The organism is Agriterribacter humi, assembly GCF_009192765.1.
In the GTDB taxonomy this organism is placed as follows: Bacteria; Bacteroidota; Bacteroidia; order Chitinophagales; family Chitinophagaceae; genus Agriterribacter; species Agriterribacter humi.
In genome coordinates this window covers 45,196-61,762 of the sequence record NZ_VOHQ01000019.1, presented here as the reverse complement: position 1 = coordinate 61,762, position 16,567 = coordinate 45,196, and the positions used below count along the sequence as shown (strand labels likewise).

Here is a 16,567-nt window from a genome sequence, read left to right as displayed (position 1 = left end):
TTTCGCCGGAATCTTCCAGTATATTAGGTTCGGGCCCGATATATTTGTATCTCTTAAATGGCATCATTTTTATAATAATGTAAGTTCCATTTTTTTAATGTAATACTCCCAGTAAACGTCCCTTTGCGGAGCATTTTACTACACGTTTTTTAATCCCTTGTGCTTTAATACCCTTCTGCTGAATCATCGCCTCTTTTATCAGCAACGGCTTCCAAAATATAGCCTTCACCTGTTTTATCTTTCTCTATTTTAATCAGCTCTGTTCTCCCAATACTTCCCCGTGAACTAATGGTATAGCCCATCTCCTTTAAAGAATCAGTTACCCCGGCAGGGAAATCCTTTTCAATAAATATTTCATCCGGCATCCACTGGTGATGAAATTTGGGCTTATTTACAGCATCGGAAGCGCTCAACCCGAAATCAATAATATTTACAATGGTTTGAAATACAGAGGTGGGGATCGTAGTGCCGCCTGGGGTACCAACTACCAAATAAGGATCATTGTCTTTTAATACAATCGTTGGCGTCATAGAACTCAGCATTCTTTTATTGGGTTCGATGGCATTGGCCTCGGTTCCCAGAGCACCATACATATTGGGTACACCCGGCTTCGCACTAAAATCATCCATTTCATTATTTAATAAAAATCCGGCGCCGCTCACCACAGTTTTGCTGCCGTACCCACCGTTAAGCGTGGTAGTAACAGCCACCACATTACCCCATTTATCTGCAACGGAAAGATGGGTGGTTTCTTCACTTTCGGGATTGATGTTGCCCGGCTTTACGAATTGACTGTTGCCCGCCTTACCGGCTACATAATCCGACATTCTTTTTGTTAAGTAAGCATCGCTGGTTAAAGTATGTACAGGCACTTTCACAAAATCTTCATCACCCATAAACTCAGCCCTGTCGGCATAAGCTCTTCTTTCTGCTTCTGTCATCAATTGCACAGCAGGTGCAGACAGAAATCCCATTTTTCCTATCTCCCTGTTCTCTATAATTTTCAAACATTGCTGCAAAATAATGCCGCCGCTGCTCGGCAAAGGCATTGATATGATCGTATGCCCTTTATACGTAAACTCAACGGGTTTCCGTTCTTTTGCTTCGTAATTTTTAAGATCATCAGGCGAAATAATACCATTGGCTTTTTTCATTTCTGAAACAATAAGCCTTGCGGTCTCGCCCTCGTAAAAACCTTTTTGACCTTTATCGCGCATGCGTTTTAGCGTTTCCGAAAGATCGGTCTGTACCAGCGTATCACCCGGCTTCCATCCTTCATGCTTTATAAAGATAATTTTAGAAGTATTGTATTGTCTGAATGCTTCCTGTGTATGATTAAGCGCGGAAGCTTCAGCCGCTGTTATAGTAAACCCTTTTTCGGCCAGATCAATAGCAGGTTGTATCAGTTCCGGAAAAGGCAGGGACGCATATTTCATGGAAGCAAATAACCCGGCCACGGTGCCCGGTACACCGGCAGATAAATGACCATGCTGGCTAAGCCGCATAACCGGGTTACCTGCACTATCAAGGTACATATCACGGCTTGCCGCAGAAGGCGCCTTTTCGCGGTAATCCAATGCAATTGTTTTACCATCTTTAAGCCGCGCCACCATAAACCCTCCGCCACCCAAATTTCCCGCACCCGGGTAAACAACTGCCAGTGCAAGTTGTGTGGCTATTGCTGCATCCACCGCATTACCTCCCTGTTCTAACATCATAACACCCGCTTTGCTGGCCAAAGGATGCGCTGAAACTACCGCTCCGTTTGTACAACTGATCGTTTTTTGAATGGAGTAGTCAAAAGGATTGAATGAAGTGTTTACCGCCTGGTTACGGCAGCCCGTTTGACAACATATTATGCCTGCTAAAGCCAGGAGAAAAAACAGGGAATACTTCATCTGAAATTTGTTAGGGCCGGAAGTTACTAAAAGAATTTTGATGGACTGTTCCGGTAATCCTATGGTTAATGCCTGATGGTTTCTTAAATTGCCTCATTAAATGATGGTTCATGATAAAACGCTTAGCTTTCTTACTTCCTTTTTTGGCAGGCTGTATGTGCGCTTTTGCACAGGTGCAACCACCTGATGATTTTTTAGGATATAAGATCGGAACGCAATACACACCTCATTTTAAGATCATCAATTATTTTAATCATGTAGCCGCCGCTTTTCCATCTGTTGTAAAATTACAGCCGTACGGACAAACCAATGAAGGACGCCCCCTGATAGTAGCTTTTATTTCATCAGAAGATAATATAAACAATCTTGAAAATATCCGCAACAATAATCTGCGCCTTGCCGGTGCAGCTAAGGATAAAATAGCGCCGGTAGAAAATACACCGGTTATTGTATGGCTTAGCTATAATGTACATGGTAACGAAGCCTCTTCTTCCGAAGCAGCTATGCTTACTTTATACGAGTTGGTTAATCCCTCTAATGCCCGAACCAAAGAATGGCTGAAGAATACCATAGTTGTAATAGATCCCTGCATTAATCCTGATGGCCGCGACCGGTACGTGAACTGGTTTAACAGTGTGGCTGGCAAAAACTATAACCCCAATTTATACGCCAGGGAACACCGGGAGCCATGGCCGGGCGGACGGACCAATCATTATAATTTCGATCTTAACCGCGATTGGGCCTGGCAAACCCAGTATGAATCGCAGGAAAGGCTTAAGCTATACCAGCAGTGGCTACCCCAGATACATGTAGATTACCACGAACAAGGTATCAATGCGCCCTATTATTTTGCCCCCGCAGCACAACCGTATCATGAACTTATTACACCATGGCAAAGGGATTTCCAGGTGAGCATTGGCAAAAACAATGCAAAGTATTTTGATGCCAATGGCTGGCTATTCTTTACCAAAGAAGTTTTTGATTTGTATTATCCTTCTTACGGTGACACCTACCCGATTTATAACGGCGCCATTGGAATGACTTATGAGCAGGGTGGGGGACCCGCTTCAGGGCTGGGCGTTTATAAACAAGAAGGTGATACGCTTACCCTTACAGACAGGATTATGCATCATTATACTACCGGGCTCAGCACTATTGAAACAGCTTCGCAAAATGCAGGCAGGCTGATCAAGGAATTCAGGAAGTTTTTTAATGATGCCGTTACAACCGGCACCGGCATATATAAAACCTATGTAATTAAAAATGAGGAAGGCGCTTCTCAACGCATTACGGCTTTAATGGAACTGCTTGATAAAAACAATATTCAATACGCTTCGGCCAAAGGAAATGCCAAAGGATATAATTATTTCACCGGTAAGGAAGAAGCATTTACAATAACGGAAAACGATATTGTGATCAGCAGCATGCAACCCCGGTCTACCCTCATAAGTGTACTGTTTGAGCCCAAATCGAAGCTGGTTGACTCTGCTACTTATGACATTACGGCATGGGCATTACCCTATGTATTCGGTTTAAAAGCATTTGCCGTAAAAGAAAAGGTGAGTCCTGCAGGAGCATACACAAAACCACAGCCATTGGTGAACAGGGCGGTTGAAACATACGGGTATGTTATTCCATGGGAGGGTTTGCAAAGTGCGAAAGCAGTGGCTCAACTTATGCAAAAGGGTGTAAAGCTTCGTTATTCCGTTAAAGACTTTGAATTGGAGGGAAACCATTTTAAAGCAGGCTCAATAATCGTATTAAAAACATCGAATGGAGCTTCAGGCAGTAATTTGTGGAATGTGGTTGTGGATGCATGCAACGCGCAAAACATAAAAGCAATCCCGGTAAGCAGTGGTTTTGTAGATAAAGGATATGATTTTGGCAGCGAAAATGTAAAATTCATGAAAGCGCCAAAAGTTGTGCTCGTTACCGGTGAAGGGGTTAATTCCAACGCCGCGGGTGAAATTTGGTTCTTTTTGGAAAGGGAGTTAAATTACCCGGTTACCCTTGTCAATGCCAGGGATATAAAAACAGTGAACTGGAATGAAACAGATGTATTGATCTTGCCGGACGGAAAATATTCATTTTTAAATAATAAAGATTTCAGCGATTTAAAAAACTGGATCAGCAGGGGTGGTAAAGTAATTGCACTGGAAAACGCGGTAGCTCAATTAGCGGAACTTGACGGTGGAATAAAATTTAAAAAAGAAGACAACGATGATGATGACAAAAAGGATCTGTATGCTGCATTAAAAAAATTTGGTGACCATGACCGGGAATTTATTTCTTCTACAACCCCGGGATCCATTTATAAAGTTCAGTTAGATAATACGCACCCGCTGGCATTTGGTTATCCTGATTATTATTATACCCTTAAAATGGATGATCATGTATACGAGTTTATTAACGATGGCTGGAATGTGGGCGTTATTAAAAAAGATAATTTGGTAGCGGGCTTCGTGGGTTCGGAACTAAAAAAGAAACTGAATGACGGATTGATATATGGAGTGCAGGATGCAGGCAGTGGTAATATAGTGTACCTGGCAGACAATGTATTGTTCAGGAACTTCTGGCAAAACGGCAAACTAATGTTCTGTAATGCCCTGTTTTTGGTAGGACAATAAATCGCATATCCTTACCTTTGCGCCCCAATGAAATATACAGCGGAAATCAATAAGCGTAAAACCTTTGCCATCATCTCTCACCCCGATGCCGGTAAAACCACCTTAACAGAAAAACTATTGCTGTTTGGGGGTGCCATTCAAACAGCAGGCGCCGTTAAAAGCAACAAAATAAAAAAGCATGCCACCAGCGATTTCATGGAAATTGAAAAGCAAAGGGGCATATCTGTAGCAACCAGTGTAATGACTTTTGAATACAAAGGCAATCTTATCAACCTGCTGGATACACCCGGACACAAAGATTTTGCTGAAGATACCTACAGAACCCTTACTGCCGTAGATAGTGTTATACTGGTTATTGACAGTGTGAACGGAGTAGAAGCACAAACCCGGAGGCTGATGGAAGTTTGCCGCATGCGCGACACGCCTGTAATTGTATTCATTAACAAAATGGATCGTGATGGCAAAATGCCGTTTGATTTACTCGAAGAAATAGAAAAGGAACTCCATTTGCAGCTTCATCCTATGACCTGGCCCATCAACAGCGGAAAAGAGTTTAAAGGCGTTTATAACCTTTTTGAAAAAAACCTCTTGCTCTTTGCTCCCCATACCAAAACCAATGAGGAAGATATGGAGCATATAACCAATCTTGCTGATGACGTGCTGGTTGATAAAATAGGAGAGCGGAATGCAGCTCAGTTGAGGGAAGATGTTGAGTTGATAGACGGCGTATATGGCGAACTGGATGCACAGGCTTACCTCCTGGCTAAAACAGCACCGGTATTTTTTGGAAGCGCCGTAAACAATTTTGGCGTTAAAGAAATGCTTGACACTTTTATCCGTATAGCTCCGGCGCCCCTGTGCCGCCCGACATCGGAAAGAGAAATTTGCCCCGGAGAAGAAAAATTCAGTGGCTTTGTATTTAAGATCCATGCCAACCTGGATCCCAAGCACCGCGACCGCATTGCTTTTTTACGGGTTTGTTCCGGTAAGTTCGAACGCAATAAATATTATCACCACGTCCGGCTGGAGAAGGATGTGCGTTTCAGTAACCCTTATTCATTTATGGCACGCCAGAAAGATGTGATCGAAGAAGCGTTTCCAGGTGACGTAGTAGGGTTATTTGATACGGGGAATTTTAAAATAGGAGATACACTTACCGAAGGAGCAGATTTTTATTTTACCGGTATCCCGAGCTTTTCACCGGAACTGTTTAAAGAGGTGGTGAATAAAGATCCAATGAAAACAAAGCAACTGGAAAAAGGATTATTACAACTAACAGACGAAGGCGTGGCTCAGTTGTTTACGCAGCATGGCGGTAACCGCAAGATCATAGGCTGCGTGGGCGACCTGCAATTTGAGGTGATCCAGTACCGCTTGCTAAATGAGTATGGCGCATCTGTTCAGTTTAATTCGCTGCCCTTTTATAAAGCCTGCTGGATAACTTCGGACGACCGTAAAAAATTAGAAGACTTTACCCGGTTTAAAACCGGGAATGTAGTGCTGGATAAAGACGGGCATTTGGTATACCTGGCACAGAGTGAATGGTTCCTTAATACAGAGATCGCAAACAATCCCGCTATACAGTTTCATTTCACCAGCGAGATACATAAGGTTTGAGGCTGCAAGTTTCAGGTCTCAGGTTTCAGGTCTCAGGTTTCAGGTTTGAGGAATACAAAGAACCGTTAATGCGGTCGGCGCCCGATGCAGGAAGGGTCAGACCGTATATAGAGAAATACAAAGGCCAAATCACAAAAAACAAATAAAACCTGTCCATGGTGAATTCAAATATTAACTCCGAAGACTAAAATCTGAAATTCGAAGCGAAATGCAACCATAGACGATAAACCACAAATCATCAATTCCCAGGTTATTGCTGACACCTCATACCTGACACCTACCTTCCGTCCCCATCTAACAAATTGCCCAATCCACCCAATAAGCTGCCTTCTTCTTTGCGTTTAACTGTTCCGTAAGCGAGTATACGGCTGGCCAAACGGCTAACGGGAAGGGTTTGTATCCACACTTTTCCGGGACCACGTAAAGTAGCAAAAAACAAACCTTCACCGCCAAATATGGTATTGCGTATGCCGCCTACAAATTGTATATCGTAAGCCACATCTTTGGTATATGCTACAAGGCAACCTGTATCAATCCGAAGGGTTTCACCAGCCTGCAATACGCGCTGAAATACATGTCCGCCTGCATGCACAAAAGCCATTCCGTCTCCTTCTAATTTCTGCATAATAAATCCTTCGCCCCCAAACAGCCCGGTACCTAACCTGCGTTGAAATTCAATGCCAATGCTTACGCCGCGGGCAGCACACAGAAAAGAATCTTTCTGGCACACCACTTTGCCGCCAAGCTCATACAGGTCGAGCGCTATGATCTTACCCGGGTATGGAGAGGCAAAAGCCACTCTTTTTTTACCCTGCCCGGTATTGGTAAAAGCCGTCATAAACAAGCTTTCACCGGTAAGCAGTCTTTTGCCCGCGCTAAATAATTTATTCATAAAGCCACCGCCCTGTTGCTGCGTTCCGTCTCCAAAAATAGTTTGCATTTGTATGCCGTCATCCATCATCATAAAAGCGCCACTTTCCGCCATTGCGGTTTCACCCGGATCCAGCTCAACATCTACATACTGCATTTCTTCGCCATAAATACGGTAATCAATTTCATGTGCTGTTTGCATAATTGTATATTTTTTCGTGCAATAAAAGTAGGGTAAGATTGGCAAATGGTAATGCCGCTTATAAAAGAAATACTTTTAGTAATATCTTATATTTATACAAGCTTTCCAAAAATACACACTATGGTATATGGATGGACAATGATCCTATTTCTTCTTGCAGCTCTGATACCCTTTATTTTTTACCTGGTTACATTGCAAAAAGCACTGGCAGCTATTACCCCCGAAAGCAGGATGATGGCTCCGGCACAGGTTTGGCTATTGCTTATTCCATTATTTAATATAGTATGGCAATTTATAGTGATTAAACGCATGGCTGATTCTATAAAAAACGAATGCATCCGGTTAAATATAGCTATAGCTGAAGAACGGCCTGCTTATGCTTTGGGATTAACAATGACTTTACTGTATTTGGGAAGCCTGGTTTTGAACCGCAACAATATCAGCCCATTGCTGGGAGCAATATGCATTATTGCAAGCTTTGTTTGCTGGATTATGTATTGGCTAAAGATCGTTGGGTATAAAAACCTCATTATCGCCAACCGTGATAATTTTTTATTGGATATAAAAAGAGAGGCTATGCAAATGCCCGATTGATGCACTCATCCTTCTTATAAAGTATAATTTCGTCATAGGGAACTGTACAATGCAGATGGCTTTTTAACTTTTGTTCGCATACCATGAAAAAGAAAAAGATTGTTGTAATAACAGGCGCAGGTATCAGTGCGGAAAGCGGTTTAAAAACTTTCAGAGACAGCGATGGTTTGTGGGAGGGTTATAATATTGAAGATGTGGCCACACCCCGTGCATGGAAAAAAGATCCTGAACTGGTGCTGCAATTTTATAATCTGCGCCGGAAAAATGTGCTGGATGCAAAACCCAATGCCGCACATACGGGTTTGGCTGCATTGGAAAAAGATTTTGACGTGCATATCATCACCCAGAATATTGATGATCTGCATGAGCGCGCCGGTTCAACCAAAGTGCTGCACCTGCACGGGCAGATACTGAAAATGCGCAGTGAAAAAAATGAGCGGCTTGTATATGATATTACCGGCAACATTAACATAGGCGACAGGGCAGAAGACGGTGCACAATTGCGTCCGCATATTGTGTGGTTTGAGGAACCTGTACCCATGATCGAAGAGGCAATTGCAATAGCCGGAGATGCAGAATATTTTGTGGTAGTGGGCACCTCACTGGTAGTATACCCGGCAGCAGGATTACTGCATTACGCGCCTTATGGCATACCCAAATTTATTATTGATAAAAAGATACCTTATACTTCCGCTGTGCAGGATATTACGGTTATTGAAAAGCCGGCAACGGAAGGAGTGAGGATGCTTGCGGAACTGTTGAAAGGGAGTAAGTGATAGCGATCAGCCTTCAGCTATCAGCTTTGAGCCGTCAGATTCTGTGAGCTACTAACGACAGGATGAATACTTGAATGGTGAGGTGTCAATTGAAGGATTTGAAATTTGAAATTTAATACCTGCCCGTCCGGCAGGCGGGTTTGAGATTGCATCCAGCTTCGGATTCCGTATTTATCGCTTCGGATTTATGCCAATCAGGTACCAGGTGAATAACTGCTAATGATAAGATAAAAAGTCCTTTTCTGCTGATTACAGAAAGCCTTCTTCAAATTTCGAAATTCCGGCTACGGATTTCCCAATTTGTGGCTTATTGTTTGTAGTTTATGGTTGCATTTCGCTTCGGATTTCGGGTTTCTGGCTTCGGGTTTGAAATTTGAATTTTATTTGCTTTTTGCGATTTGGTTCTTGTTGCTTTCCTTCGGATTTGGTCCCGCACGTGCGTTCACATCAGCTTTCCTTAAACACAATCCCTTCTTTCCTCAACGCTTCCAAAACAGGCCCGTATATTTCAGGCACTATGGGAATATGCAAACCGGTAAGACTGATCTTTCCCTGCAACATCAAGACTGCGGCTATGCCTAAAGGTAACCCAACCGTTTTTGCCATAGCAGTATGCAGGCTGTTTTCACCCTTTACTATAAGCGTACTTGTTATTTTCTGAGATTGCGTTTTGAATTCATATGCTATCTCATGCATCAAAATAATCATATCCTTATCCGCAGGTTGCAGCATTAGTTTTTTTTCAATAGCCGTTTGCAGGATACCGGCAGCAGTACATGATCCATTGTTTATTCTTTCATCTTCATACAGACCGAGGTAAGTGAGCAATGCTTTTTCAGTGCCGGGCAGCGTATCCGTTTTTGTAAACCCATTTTGCCGGAGATGCGTTTCGAAGAATGTTTTATAACTCATCTCATTGCTGTTATATTGCTTTGTTTCGTCTGTGAGATTCAGCTCAACTATTTTTTTCCAGCCTGTACAAAAATCGGGATGTCGCAATGTGGTCCGGATAAAAGTGGAACTTTCCGCTAATCCATATAAAGGAATATACGGCAGTGAATCCCTGTTGGGGTACCAGGCTAAACGACCATGCCCGGGTATTTCAACTGTACGGCCTGGATCAAACAGCGAAGAGTAGGGGAGTTGTTTTACCCGGCCATCCAACCTGTAAACAGCTCCCGCTTTTCCGGCCAATACCACGTTGCGGGGGTTCCAGCTTATTTTATAATGCCAGGGATTGTTATCGCTTTCCGGTGCTACCAATCCGCCGCAATGGGAGTAAAACGAATTGATCTTTCCGCCCGTGGCATGAATGCGATGAATGAGCTGCATGGCGCTCATGTGATCAATGCCCGGGTCGAGCCCCATCTCACAAAGAAATAGTATACCCTTCTTCCTGATCTCCGGCGCCAGCTTTTTCATTTCCTCATCTGCATAAGAAGCAGTGAGCAAATGACGTCCTGAGGTTATACAATTTCCGGCTATCAGCGAATGAAGGGATGGGGGCAGCATGGAAATAACAATATCAGCCTGTTCGATAAGTGCGTTTCTCTGTGCGTCCATTTTTACATCAACCTGCACAGCAGTGGCGTATAAAGAACCGCCAGATTTTTGGCGCGCCAGTTCTACATTACCATCTGCAATCACAATATGCCAGTTGTGATGTTCAGCTTGTCTTAACAAATAATCAATTAAACAGGTAGCCGATTTGCCGGCTCCAAAGAGAAGGATTTTCTTTCGTGGCAGAGTATTGCTTTGCAAGACCATGTTAATTTATTTTTCCGGGGATAATCTATCCACACAGCGTGGATAAAATGAACAGAAAAAGACTAAAAATAAGGCTAAAGAGGCTCAAAAACAGTACCTTTGCACATATTTTTTAAAGACTCCTGCAATAAGCATAAGATATAGCAAAATATTATGGAAGATAACTTAGTTCCGTTAGAAACCAGCGACAATGACCGCATCATCCAGGTGAACATTGAAGAGCAAATGAAAACCGCCTACATTGATTACTCCATGAGTGTAATTGTAGGCAGGGCGCTGCCCGATGTGCGGGATGGATTAAAGCCGGTACACCGCCGCATTTTGTATGCCATGAATGATTTGGGACTGAATTATAACCGTCCCTATAAAAAATCGGCGCGTGTGGTGGGAGAGGTGCTGGGTAAATATCACCCGCATGGCGATAGTTCGGTATATGATGCTATGGTACGTATGGCGCAGGACTGGAGTATGCGGTATACCCTTGTTGACAAACAGGGAAACTTCGGCAACCAGGACGGCGACGGGCCGGCTGCCATGCGGTATACAGAGGTAAGGCTGCAGAGATTGGCCGAGCATATGCTCGACGATATAGAAAAAGATACGGTAGATTTTCAACCGAACTTCGACGATTCAGAAAGGGAGCCATCCATTCTTCCTACCCGTATACCACAGTTATTAGTAAACGGATCGAGCGGTATTGCCGTGGGCATGGCTACCAATATGATGCCGCATAACCTTGCGGAGGTAATAGACGGGTGTATCGCTTATATTGAGAATAAGGAAATTACTATTGAAGAGCTCATCAAATTCGTGAAGGCGCCCGATTTTCCAACCGGCGGCATTATTTACGGTTATGAAGGCATTAGAACGGGTATGCATACCGGCAGGGGCAGGGTAGTGATGCGTGGTAAATTACATGTAGATACCAAGCCCAGCGGAAGAGAACAGATCATAATTACAGAAGTGCCCTACCAGGTAAGCCGGGATACGCTTACCAACAAAATAGGAGAGCTGGTAAATGAAAAAATAATTGATGGTATTGCGCATGTCAATAACGAATCAAATGAAAAAGAAGGTACAAGGATAGTGATTGATCTGAAACGGGATGCTATTGCCAATGTAGTCATTAACCACTTGTATAAGCATACCGAACTCCAAACCTCTTATGGCATCAATAATGTAGCCATTGTAAGAGGAAGACCCAGGTTGCTTAACCTTAAGGATCTTATCAGCGAGTTCGTGGAATTCAGGCACGAGGTAGTGGTTAGGCGTGCGCAATACGAATTAAGGGAGGCGCAAAAGAAAGCCCATTTATTGCAGGGATACCTGATTGCGCTGGATCACCTTGATGAAGTTATTTCACTGATCCGCAGTTCGGCCACACCTGATGTAGCCAGGGAAAAATTGATAAACGCGGGTTGGGGGCTTGACGAAGTGCAGGCTAAAGCTATACTGGAACTGAGATTGCAGCGCCTTACCGGAATGGAGCGGGAGAAGATCAAAGAAGAGTACGATGAAATAATGAAACAGATTTCTTATCTTATAGAGTTGCTGGGGAATGAAGTGATGCGCTATGAGCTTATAAAAAAAGAGCTCCTTGAAATAAAAGATAAATTTGGTGATGCACGTAAAACGGAGATCCAGTACCTCGCCGATGAAATGCGCCTGGAGGACCTGATCGAGGAAGAAGATGTGGTAATAACGATCTCTCACCAGGGTTACATTAAAAGAACTTCAGCAACAGAATACCGGCAGCAAAACAGGGGTGGAAGAGGCGCCATAGGCGGACGCACCAAGCAGGAAGACTGGATCGAGCATTTGTTCGTCACATCTACTCACCACACCATGTTGTATTTTACAGAAAAAGGCAGGTGCTTCTGGTTAAAAGTATACCAGTTGCCCGAAGGTGATAAGACCAGTAAAGGCAGGGCAATCCAGAACCTCATCCAGTTGCCTCCTGATGATAAGGTGCGTGCGGTTATAGATGTAAAAAATTTAGACGATGAGGAGTTTATAAAGAGCCATTATATTGTACTTTGCACAAGGAAAGGCACCATCAAAAAAACACTTTTAGAAGATTTTAGCAGACCCCGTGCAACCGGAGTGAATGCAATAACCATCGTAGAAGGAGATGAGTTGCTGGAAGCGAAAATGACAGACGGCAATAGTGAAATTATGATGGCAGTAAAAAGCGGGAGGGCTATCCGTTTCCCTGAAAGTAAAGTACGGTCAACCGGACGCGGAGCCATAGGCGTTACAGGCATAGAAGTAGACAATACACAGGATGAAGTGGTTGGCATGATTTGTGTCAAAAAGGACGATAATTCCAGAACAGTGCTGGTAGTGAGTGAAAAAGGTTTTGGGAAGCGTACAGCAATTACAGATGAAACCGGGGAGGAGGTATACAGAATAACCAACCGTGGTGGAAAGGGAGTAAAAACGATTAATGTAACCGGTAAAACCGGCTCTTTGGTAGGCATATTGGATGTAACAGAAGATGAAGACCTGATGATCACCTGCAAATCGGGCATTACCATACGGATGGCAGTGAACCAGGTAAGCCGGCAGGGAAGAGCCACCCAGGGTGTAAAACTGATAAGGCTTGATGACGACGATGCCATAGCAGCTATTACAAAACTGGCACGTTACGAAGTTGAAAACAACGATGATACAGATGATGCAGCAGACGAAGAAAATACGGCGACCAGTGAAAAACCCGCTGAATAAATGTAAAACGAATAATCAGTCAGACAGATAAAACTTTTAAACAACCAACAAATATGAAGAAAATAATGCTCATCGCCCTGATGGCAGGGTGGACATTGGGTCTTTCGGCGCAAAACCTTAACAAGGTGAAAAGCATGCTGGAAGATAAAGAACTGGATAAAGCCAAAGAAGGAATTGACGCCTTGTTAACGGCGCCCAAAAATCAAAAAAATGCGGAAGTGTGGTACACCAAGGCAAAGATTTACGGCGCCATTGCAGCAAGTGACCAGTTTAAAACACTGGTACCCGATGGTAGAACAGAGGCTTTTGAGGCCATTAAAAAGGCCCAGGAAATAGATAAAACCAAAGCCACTACCTTATTAACGGTTGACAGTTATAAACCTGTTTACGATTTATATGGCAGCTATTTCGATGCAGCAGCGAGCCAGTACAATGCTGAAAAATATGAAGATGCACTGGCAAATTTCAAAAAAGCGGGTGAGATCGGCAATTACATTTTCGAGCAGGGCTGGGGTCTGTACAAGCTGGATACTACCCAGGTGTATTACGCTGCACTGTCGGCCATGAATGCAAAAAAGGACGATGAAGCCGTAGCCTATTTCCAGAAGCTGGCCGATGCAAAAGTGGCAACAAAACCCGAACACGTAACCGTCTATCGTTACCTGGCTAAATATTACCTTGACAAAAAGGATATTCCCAACATGCAAAAATATGTTGCATTGGGACGTGAGCTTTATCCCAAAGATGATTACCTGCCATTGGTTGAGTTTGACTACCTGCGCAGCCAGGGCGACAAAAAAGCCATTTATGCCAAGTACGAGGAACTGATCGCTGCTAACCCCGAAGGTTTTGATATGATCTTGGATTATGCCAATGAGTTGTTTAATGAAACACATGTGAGTGATGCAAAAGAGCGGCCTGCCGATTATGCAGAACGTTGTTTAAAAATAGAAGAGCTGTATAAAAAAGCCCTGGCTATAAAACCGGAAGCTTTGGAAGCCAATCTTAATCTTGCCAAACATTATTTTAACCAGGCGCTGTTTATAGAAGAAGATGCCAATAAAATAAAAGGAAAAACACCTGAAGACCTAAAGAAAAAAGAAGAATTAAAAGCGCAGGTGCTGTCTTTATGCGATAAGGCAATTCCTCCGTTTGAAGTGGTGTTCAAAGAATACGATAATAAGGAAACGTTGAAATTATCGGAAAAATCTGAGCTTAAATCGGCCTGTAACAACCTGGCGTATTGTTACGACAGGAAAGGTGATAAAGCGAAATCAGATTTCTACCAGAAGAAATATGACGAGATTGATAAAAAACAATAATTGATCTTATTTATTTTGAAAAAGGGAGGGCGATTTAGCCTTCCCTTTTGTTTGAACCTTTATTTCTGCCTGACACTATTTATTTTGCTTTGGCTCGTATCAGCAACTTGTGTGGCGGAACTTTTCAATTGATTGGCTTCTGTCCATATTTTTCGTTTGATTGTTTCCTTCCCAATATCAGTCCAGCATACACCAACCCAACCCAAAATTAAAACAACGTACCAATATTTTTTAACCCACATTTCTGAAATAGAGTTTTTTAATTGATAATTCTTTAATTTATCATCTCTTTCTTTCTCCAATTTCTTTTCTATTTCTAACGAATAATACGGTCTCGTTTTAGTACTTGCATGCTGATAAAAAAGTATTCCCGGCACTGATAGTCCATATTCCGTGTTATTCGTTTTGGAATCTGTAAGTTGGCGATATAAATATTTTTCTTCAATGAGGTGAGACCCTTCAAAATTTTAAGTGCAGTTTGTCTTTCCGGCACTTTATTGAAGAAATATTCTAATACTTTATCAAGATCATCTATTGTCATTAAAATATACTTTATGGCTTCTCTGATCTACTGAAAAAAAGATATTTTTTGAAAATGTGGAATAGTCATAGAACACAATATTGGAGCGGTCTTTTGAAAAATACACCCTATTTAACATAATATAAATTATAGGACAAAAAATCCCATATTTAATTCCTAGTAATAATAGTTTCCAACAACCGCATTCAGGCGTTTATGTTTCATTTATGCTGCAAAGGAATAATGCGGAATTACTCTCACGTTTGAACTGTCATAATTTCTTTCGATAAGGCACATGATTTGATACATCTTTTTTTCAAAGCACTCCCTTTATGAAATCCCTCAAAGTTGCAGTGATTGATTTAATTTGTAAGGGCCCTTCTAATACGTTGTGGTCGCAAATTATGCATGCCAATCTCGCCAGTATCATGCCGCAGGTAATAGCTACCTGGTGTGAGCGGGAAGGACATCAGGTAACCATGCTATGCTACACCGGACGCGAGGATCTTCAAAGGGAACTACCCAACGACATTGATGTTGTATTTATCAGCTCCTTTACCCAGGCCGCGCTACTAGCCTACGCGTTGAGCAATTATTTCCACAGCAAGGGGGCTGTAACCGTTCTGGGTGGACCACATGCCCGGTGTTATCCGGATGATGCTGTTAAATATTTCGATTATGTGCTGGGTTTTACCAACCGTTCTATCATTAAAGACCTGTTAAGCAACTATACGGTTCAACGGCCCGTTGGAGTGCAGCTATCTTGTGGAAAACAGCCGGTCAATTTATGCAGTGTGCAGGAACGATGGAAATTCATAGCGCCTACCTTAAAAAAAGCCCCGTTTCTCAAAATAGTTCCAATGATCGGGAGTGTAGGCTGCCCCTATACCTGCAGCTTCTGTAAGGCGCCGTGTATCACTATCCCCTTCGTTTATGGTTACCTGTAAAGACCAGGCAGAGATAGACTATTACTGGGGAAAACTCTCTGCCGTGCCCGAATCGGAACAATGCGGCTGGCTCAAAGACAAATACGGGCTCTCGTGGCAGATCAACTCCACCCCCATTCAAACCCTGCTCAAAGTTTCAGCAGTTCCCCCGCACCGGAGTAACCAGCATCCCCAAAATATTTTTAGTTCCTCTTTTTTGTAAAAGATTTTTGTAATAAACGTCCGGCAAATGCACATGCAATCCCGGCCAGTATGGCAGCAATCATAACCATTCCCGGGGCGATCTCGTCTTCAGGTGGTATATGATCAAGAAAGATCAGCTTAAACAATAAGAGAAAGCCGGTAAAACCCAGCACAAAACCAATAATAATACCTGCTTTGTTTTTCATCCTGTATTTATTAAATGTTCTTAATAATATGATCTGTAGCGGGTGAACATCTTTGTGCCCAAAGCGGTTCAATGCCTCCCTATGCGATCAAAGATTTTATCGTTTTTGAAAATAAAAGTACTTTGAAATACAAAGTTAGTAAAGTGATTTATATTTCAAAATGTTTTCTGAAAAAAATTTATTTTGAATTATTATGTGGGGATATGATGTTCTATTTTGAAAGAAGATTGTAATGAAATTGAACAATCACATTGGTTTGAGTTGAAAGATTATTTGTACCATCTTTTGAAATTATCTTTCAAATCTCCCCG

13 protein-coding genes are annotated in these 16,567 nt (G+C 42.6%); 8 read left to right on the top strand and 5 right to left on the bottom strand.

The window, feature by feature from the left end:
• Nucleotides 1-164: 164 nt before the first annotated feature.
• Nucleotides 165-1,898: a gamma-glutamyltransferase gene (gene ggt, locus FRX45_RS21895; protein ID WP_152270624.1), complete on the bottom strand. Its 1,734-nt coding sequence runs from the start codon at nucleotides 1,896-1,898 to the stop codon at nucleotides 165-167.
• A gap of 110 nt (nucleotides 1,899-2,008) precedes the next feature.
• On the opposite strand from ggt, the gene FRX45_RS21890 reads away from it, so the two are divergent.
• The gene (locus FRX45_RS21890; RefSeq protein ID WP_152270623.1) at nucleotides 2,009-4,525 is read left to right on the top strand and encodes a M14 metallopeptidase family protein; all 2,517 of its coding nucleotides are present in this window, start codon (nucleotides 2,009-2,011) and stop codon (nucleotides 4,523-4,525) included.
• Between the two features lie 27 nt (nucleotides 4,526-4,552).
• Nucleotides 4,553-6,142, top strand: a complete 1,590-nt coding sequence (locus FRX45_RS21885; protein ID WP_152270622.1) for a peptide chain release factor 3 — start codon at nucleotides 4,553-4,555, stop codon at nucleotides 6,140-6,142.
• A gap of 277 nt (nucleotides 6,143-6,419) precedes the next feature.
• Here FRX45_RS21885 and FRX45_RS21880 read toward each other — a convergent pair whose 3' ends face one another.
• Nucleotides 6,420-7,214 (bottom strand): TIGR00266 family protein, encoded by a 795-nt coding sequence (locus FRX45_RS21880; protein ID WP_152270621.1) that lies wholly within the window; start codon nucleotides 7,212-7,214, stop codon nucleotides 6,420-6,422.
• Nucleotides 7,215-7,334: 120 nt separating this feature from the next.
• Here FRX45_RS21880 and FRX45_RS21875 point away from each other — a divergent pair, with 120 nt between their 5' ends.
• Both FRX45_RS21875 and FRX45_RS21870 read left to right on the top strand, forming a co-directional pair.
• Nucleotides 7,335-7,808, top strand: a complete 474-nt coding sequence (locus FRX45_RS21875; protein ID WP_193311811.1) for a hypothetical protein — start codon at nucleotides 7,335-7,337, stop codon at nucleotides 7,806-7,808.
• A gap of 83 nt (nucleotides 7,809-7,891) precedes the next feature.
• Nucleotides 7,892-8,584 (top strand): SIR2 family NAD-dependent protein deacylase, encoded by a 693-nt coding sequence (locus FRX45_RS21870; protein WP_152270619.1) that lies wholly within the window; start codon nucleotides 7,892-7,894, stop codon nucleotides 8,582-8,584.
• 447 nt (nucleotides 8,585-9,031) lie between these two features.
• Here FRX45_RS21870 and FRX45_RS21865 read toward each other — a convergent pair whose 3' ends face one another.
• Nucleotides 9,032-10,345, bottom strand: coding sequence for a saccharopine dehydrogenase C-terminal domain-containing protein (locus tag FRX45_RS21865; RefSeq protein WP_226805515.1), 1,314 nt, complete (start codon nucleotides 10,343-10,345; stop codon nucleotides 9,032-9,034).
• Between the two features lie 159 nt (nucleotides 10,346-10,504).
• Here FRX45_RS21865 and gyrA point away from each other — a divergent pair, with 159 nt between their 5' ends.
• Nucleotides 10,505-13,078 carry a DNA gyrase subunit A gene (gyrA, locus tag FRX45_RS21860; protein ID WP_152270617.1) on the top strand — a complete coding sequence of 858 codons (2,574 nt, stop codon included), beginning with the start codon at nucleotides 10,505-10,507 and terminating at the stop codon, nucleotides 13,076-13,078.
• Nucleotides 13,079-13,131: 53 nt separating this feature from the next.
• Nucleotides 13,132-14,400 carry a tetratricopeptide repeat protein gene (locus FRX45_RS21855; protein WP_152270616.1) on the top strand — a complete coding sequence of 423 codons (1,269 nt, stop codon included), beginning with the start codon at nucleotides 13,132-13,134 and terminating at the stop codon, nucleotides 14,398-14,400.
• A 59-nt stretch (nucleotides 14,401-14,459) separates the two neighbouring features.
• On the opposite strand, the gene FRX45_RS21850 is transcribed toward FRX45_RS21855, so the two are convergent.
• A complete protein-coding gene (locus FRX45_RS21850) occupies nucleotides 14,460-14,702 on the bottom strand; it encodes a hypothetical protein (protein WP_152270615.1) in 243 nt (80 codons plus the stop codon).
• A gap of 550 nt (nucleotides 14,703-15,252) precedes the next feature.
• Between FRX45_RS21850 and FRX45_RS21845 the strand changes: the two genes are divergently transcribed.
• Both FRX45_RS21845 and FRX45_RS21840 read left to right on the top strand, forming a co-directional pair.
• Complete coding sequence (locus tag FRX45_RS21845) at nucleotides 15,253-15,867, top strand: hypothetical protein (protein ID WP_226805514.1); 615 nt, start codon at nucleotides 15,253-15,255, stop codon at nucleotides 15,865-15,867.
• Nucleotides 15,854-16,069, top strand: a complete 216-nt coding sequence (locus tag FRX45_RS21840; RefSeq protein WP_152270614.1) for a VOC family protein — start codon at nucleotides 15,854-15,856, stop codon at nucleotides 16,067-16,069. The genes FRX45_RS21845 and FRX45_RS21840 overlap by 14 nt, the downstream gene beginning before the upstream one ends.
• On the opposite strand, the gene FRX45_RS21835 is transcribed toward FRX45_RS21840, so the two are convergent.
• Nucleotides 16,050-16,256 (bottom strand): hypothetical protein, encoded by a 207-nt coding sequence (locus FRX45_RS21835; RefSeq protein ID WP_152270613.1) that lies wholly within the window; start codon nucleotides 16,254-16,256, stop codon nucleotides 16,050-16,052. The genes FRX45_RS21840 and FRX45_RS21835 overlap by 20 nt on opposite strands.
• Nucleotides 16,257-16,567 lie beyond the last annotated feature (311 nt).

Excerpts from the sequence above, each read along its gene's own strand:
- ggt (WP_152270624.1), bottom strand. The coding sequence starts at position 1,898 with ATGAAGTATTCCCTGTTTTTTCTCCTGGCTTTAGCAGGCATAATATGT.
- FRX45_RS21890 (WP_152270623.1), top strand. The coding sequence starts at position 2,009 with ATGATAAAACGCTTAGCTTTCTTACTTCCTTTTTTGGCAGGCTGTATG.
- FRX45_RS21885 (WP_152270622.1), top strand. The coding sequence starts at position 4,553 with ATGAAATATACAGCGGAAATCAATAAGCGTAAAACCTTTGCCATCATC.
- FRX45_RS21880 (WP_152270621.1), bottom strand. The coding sequence starts at position 7,214 with ATGCAAACAGCACATGAAATTGATTACCGTATTTATGGCGAAGAAATG.
- FRX45_RS21875 (WP_193311811.1), top strand. The coding sequence starts at position 7,335 with ATGGTATATGGATGGACAATGATCCTATTTCTTCTTGCAGCTCTGATA.
- FRX45_RS21870 (WP_152270619.1), top strand. The coding sequence starts at position 7,892 with ATGAAAAAGAAAAAGATTGTTGTAATAACAGGCGCAGGTATCAGTGCG.
- gyrA (WP_152270617.1), top strand. The coding sequence starts at position 10,505 with ATGGAAGATAACTTAGTTCCGTTAGAAACCAGCGACAATGACCGCATC.
- FRX45_RS21855 (WP_152270616.1), top strand. The coding sequence starts at position 13,132 with ATGAAGAAAATAATGCTCATCGCCCTGATGGCAGGGTGGACATTGGGT.
- FRX45_RS21845 (WP_226805514.1), top strand. The coding sequence starts at position 15,253 with ATGAAATCCCTCAAAGTTGCAGTGATTGATTTAATTTGTAAGGGCCCT.
- FRX45_RS21840 (WP_152270614.1), top strand. The coding sequence starts at position 15,854 with ATGGTTACCTGTAAAGACCAGGCAGAGATAGACTATTACTGGGGAAAA.
- FRX45_RS21835 (WP_152270613.1), bottom strand. The coding sequence starts at position 16,256 with ATGAAAAACAAAGCAGGTATTATTATTGGTTTTGTGCTGGGTTTTACC.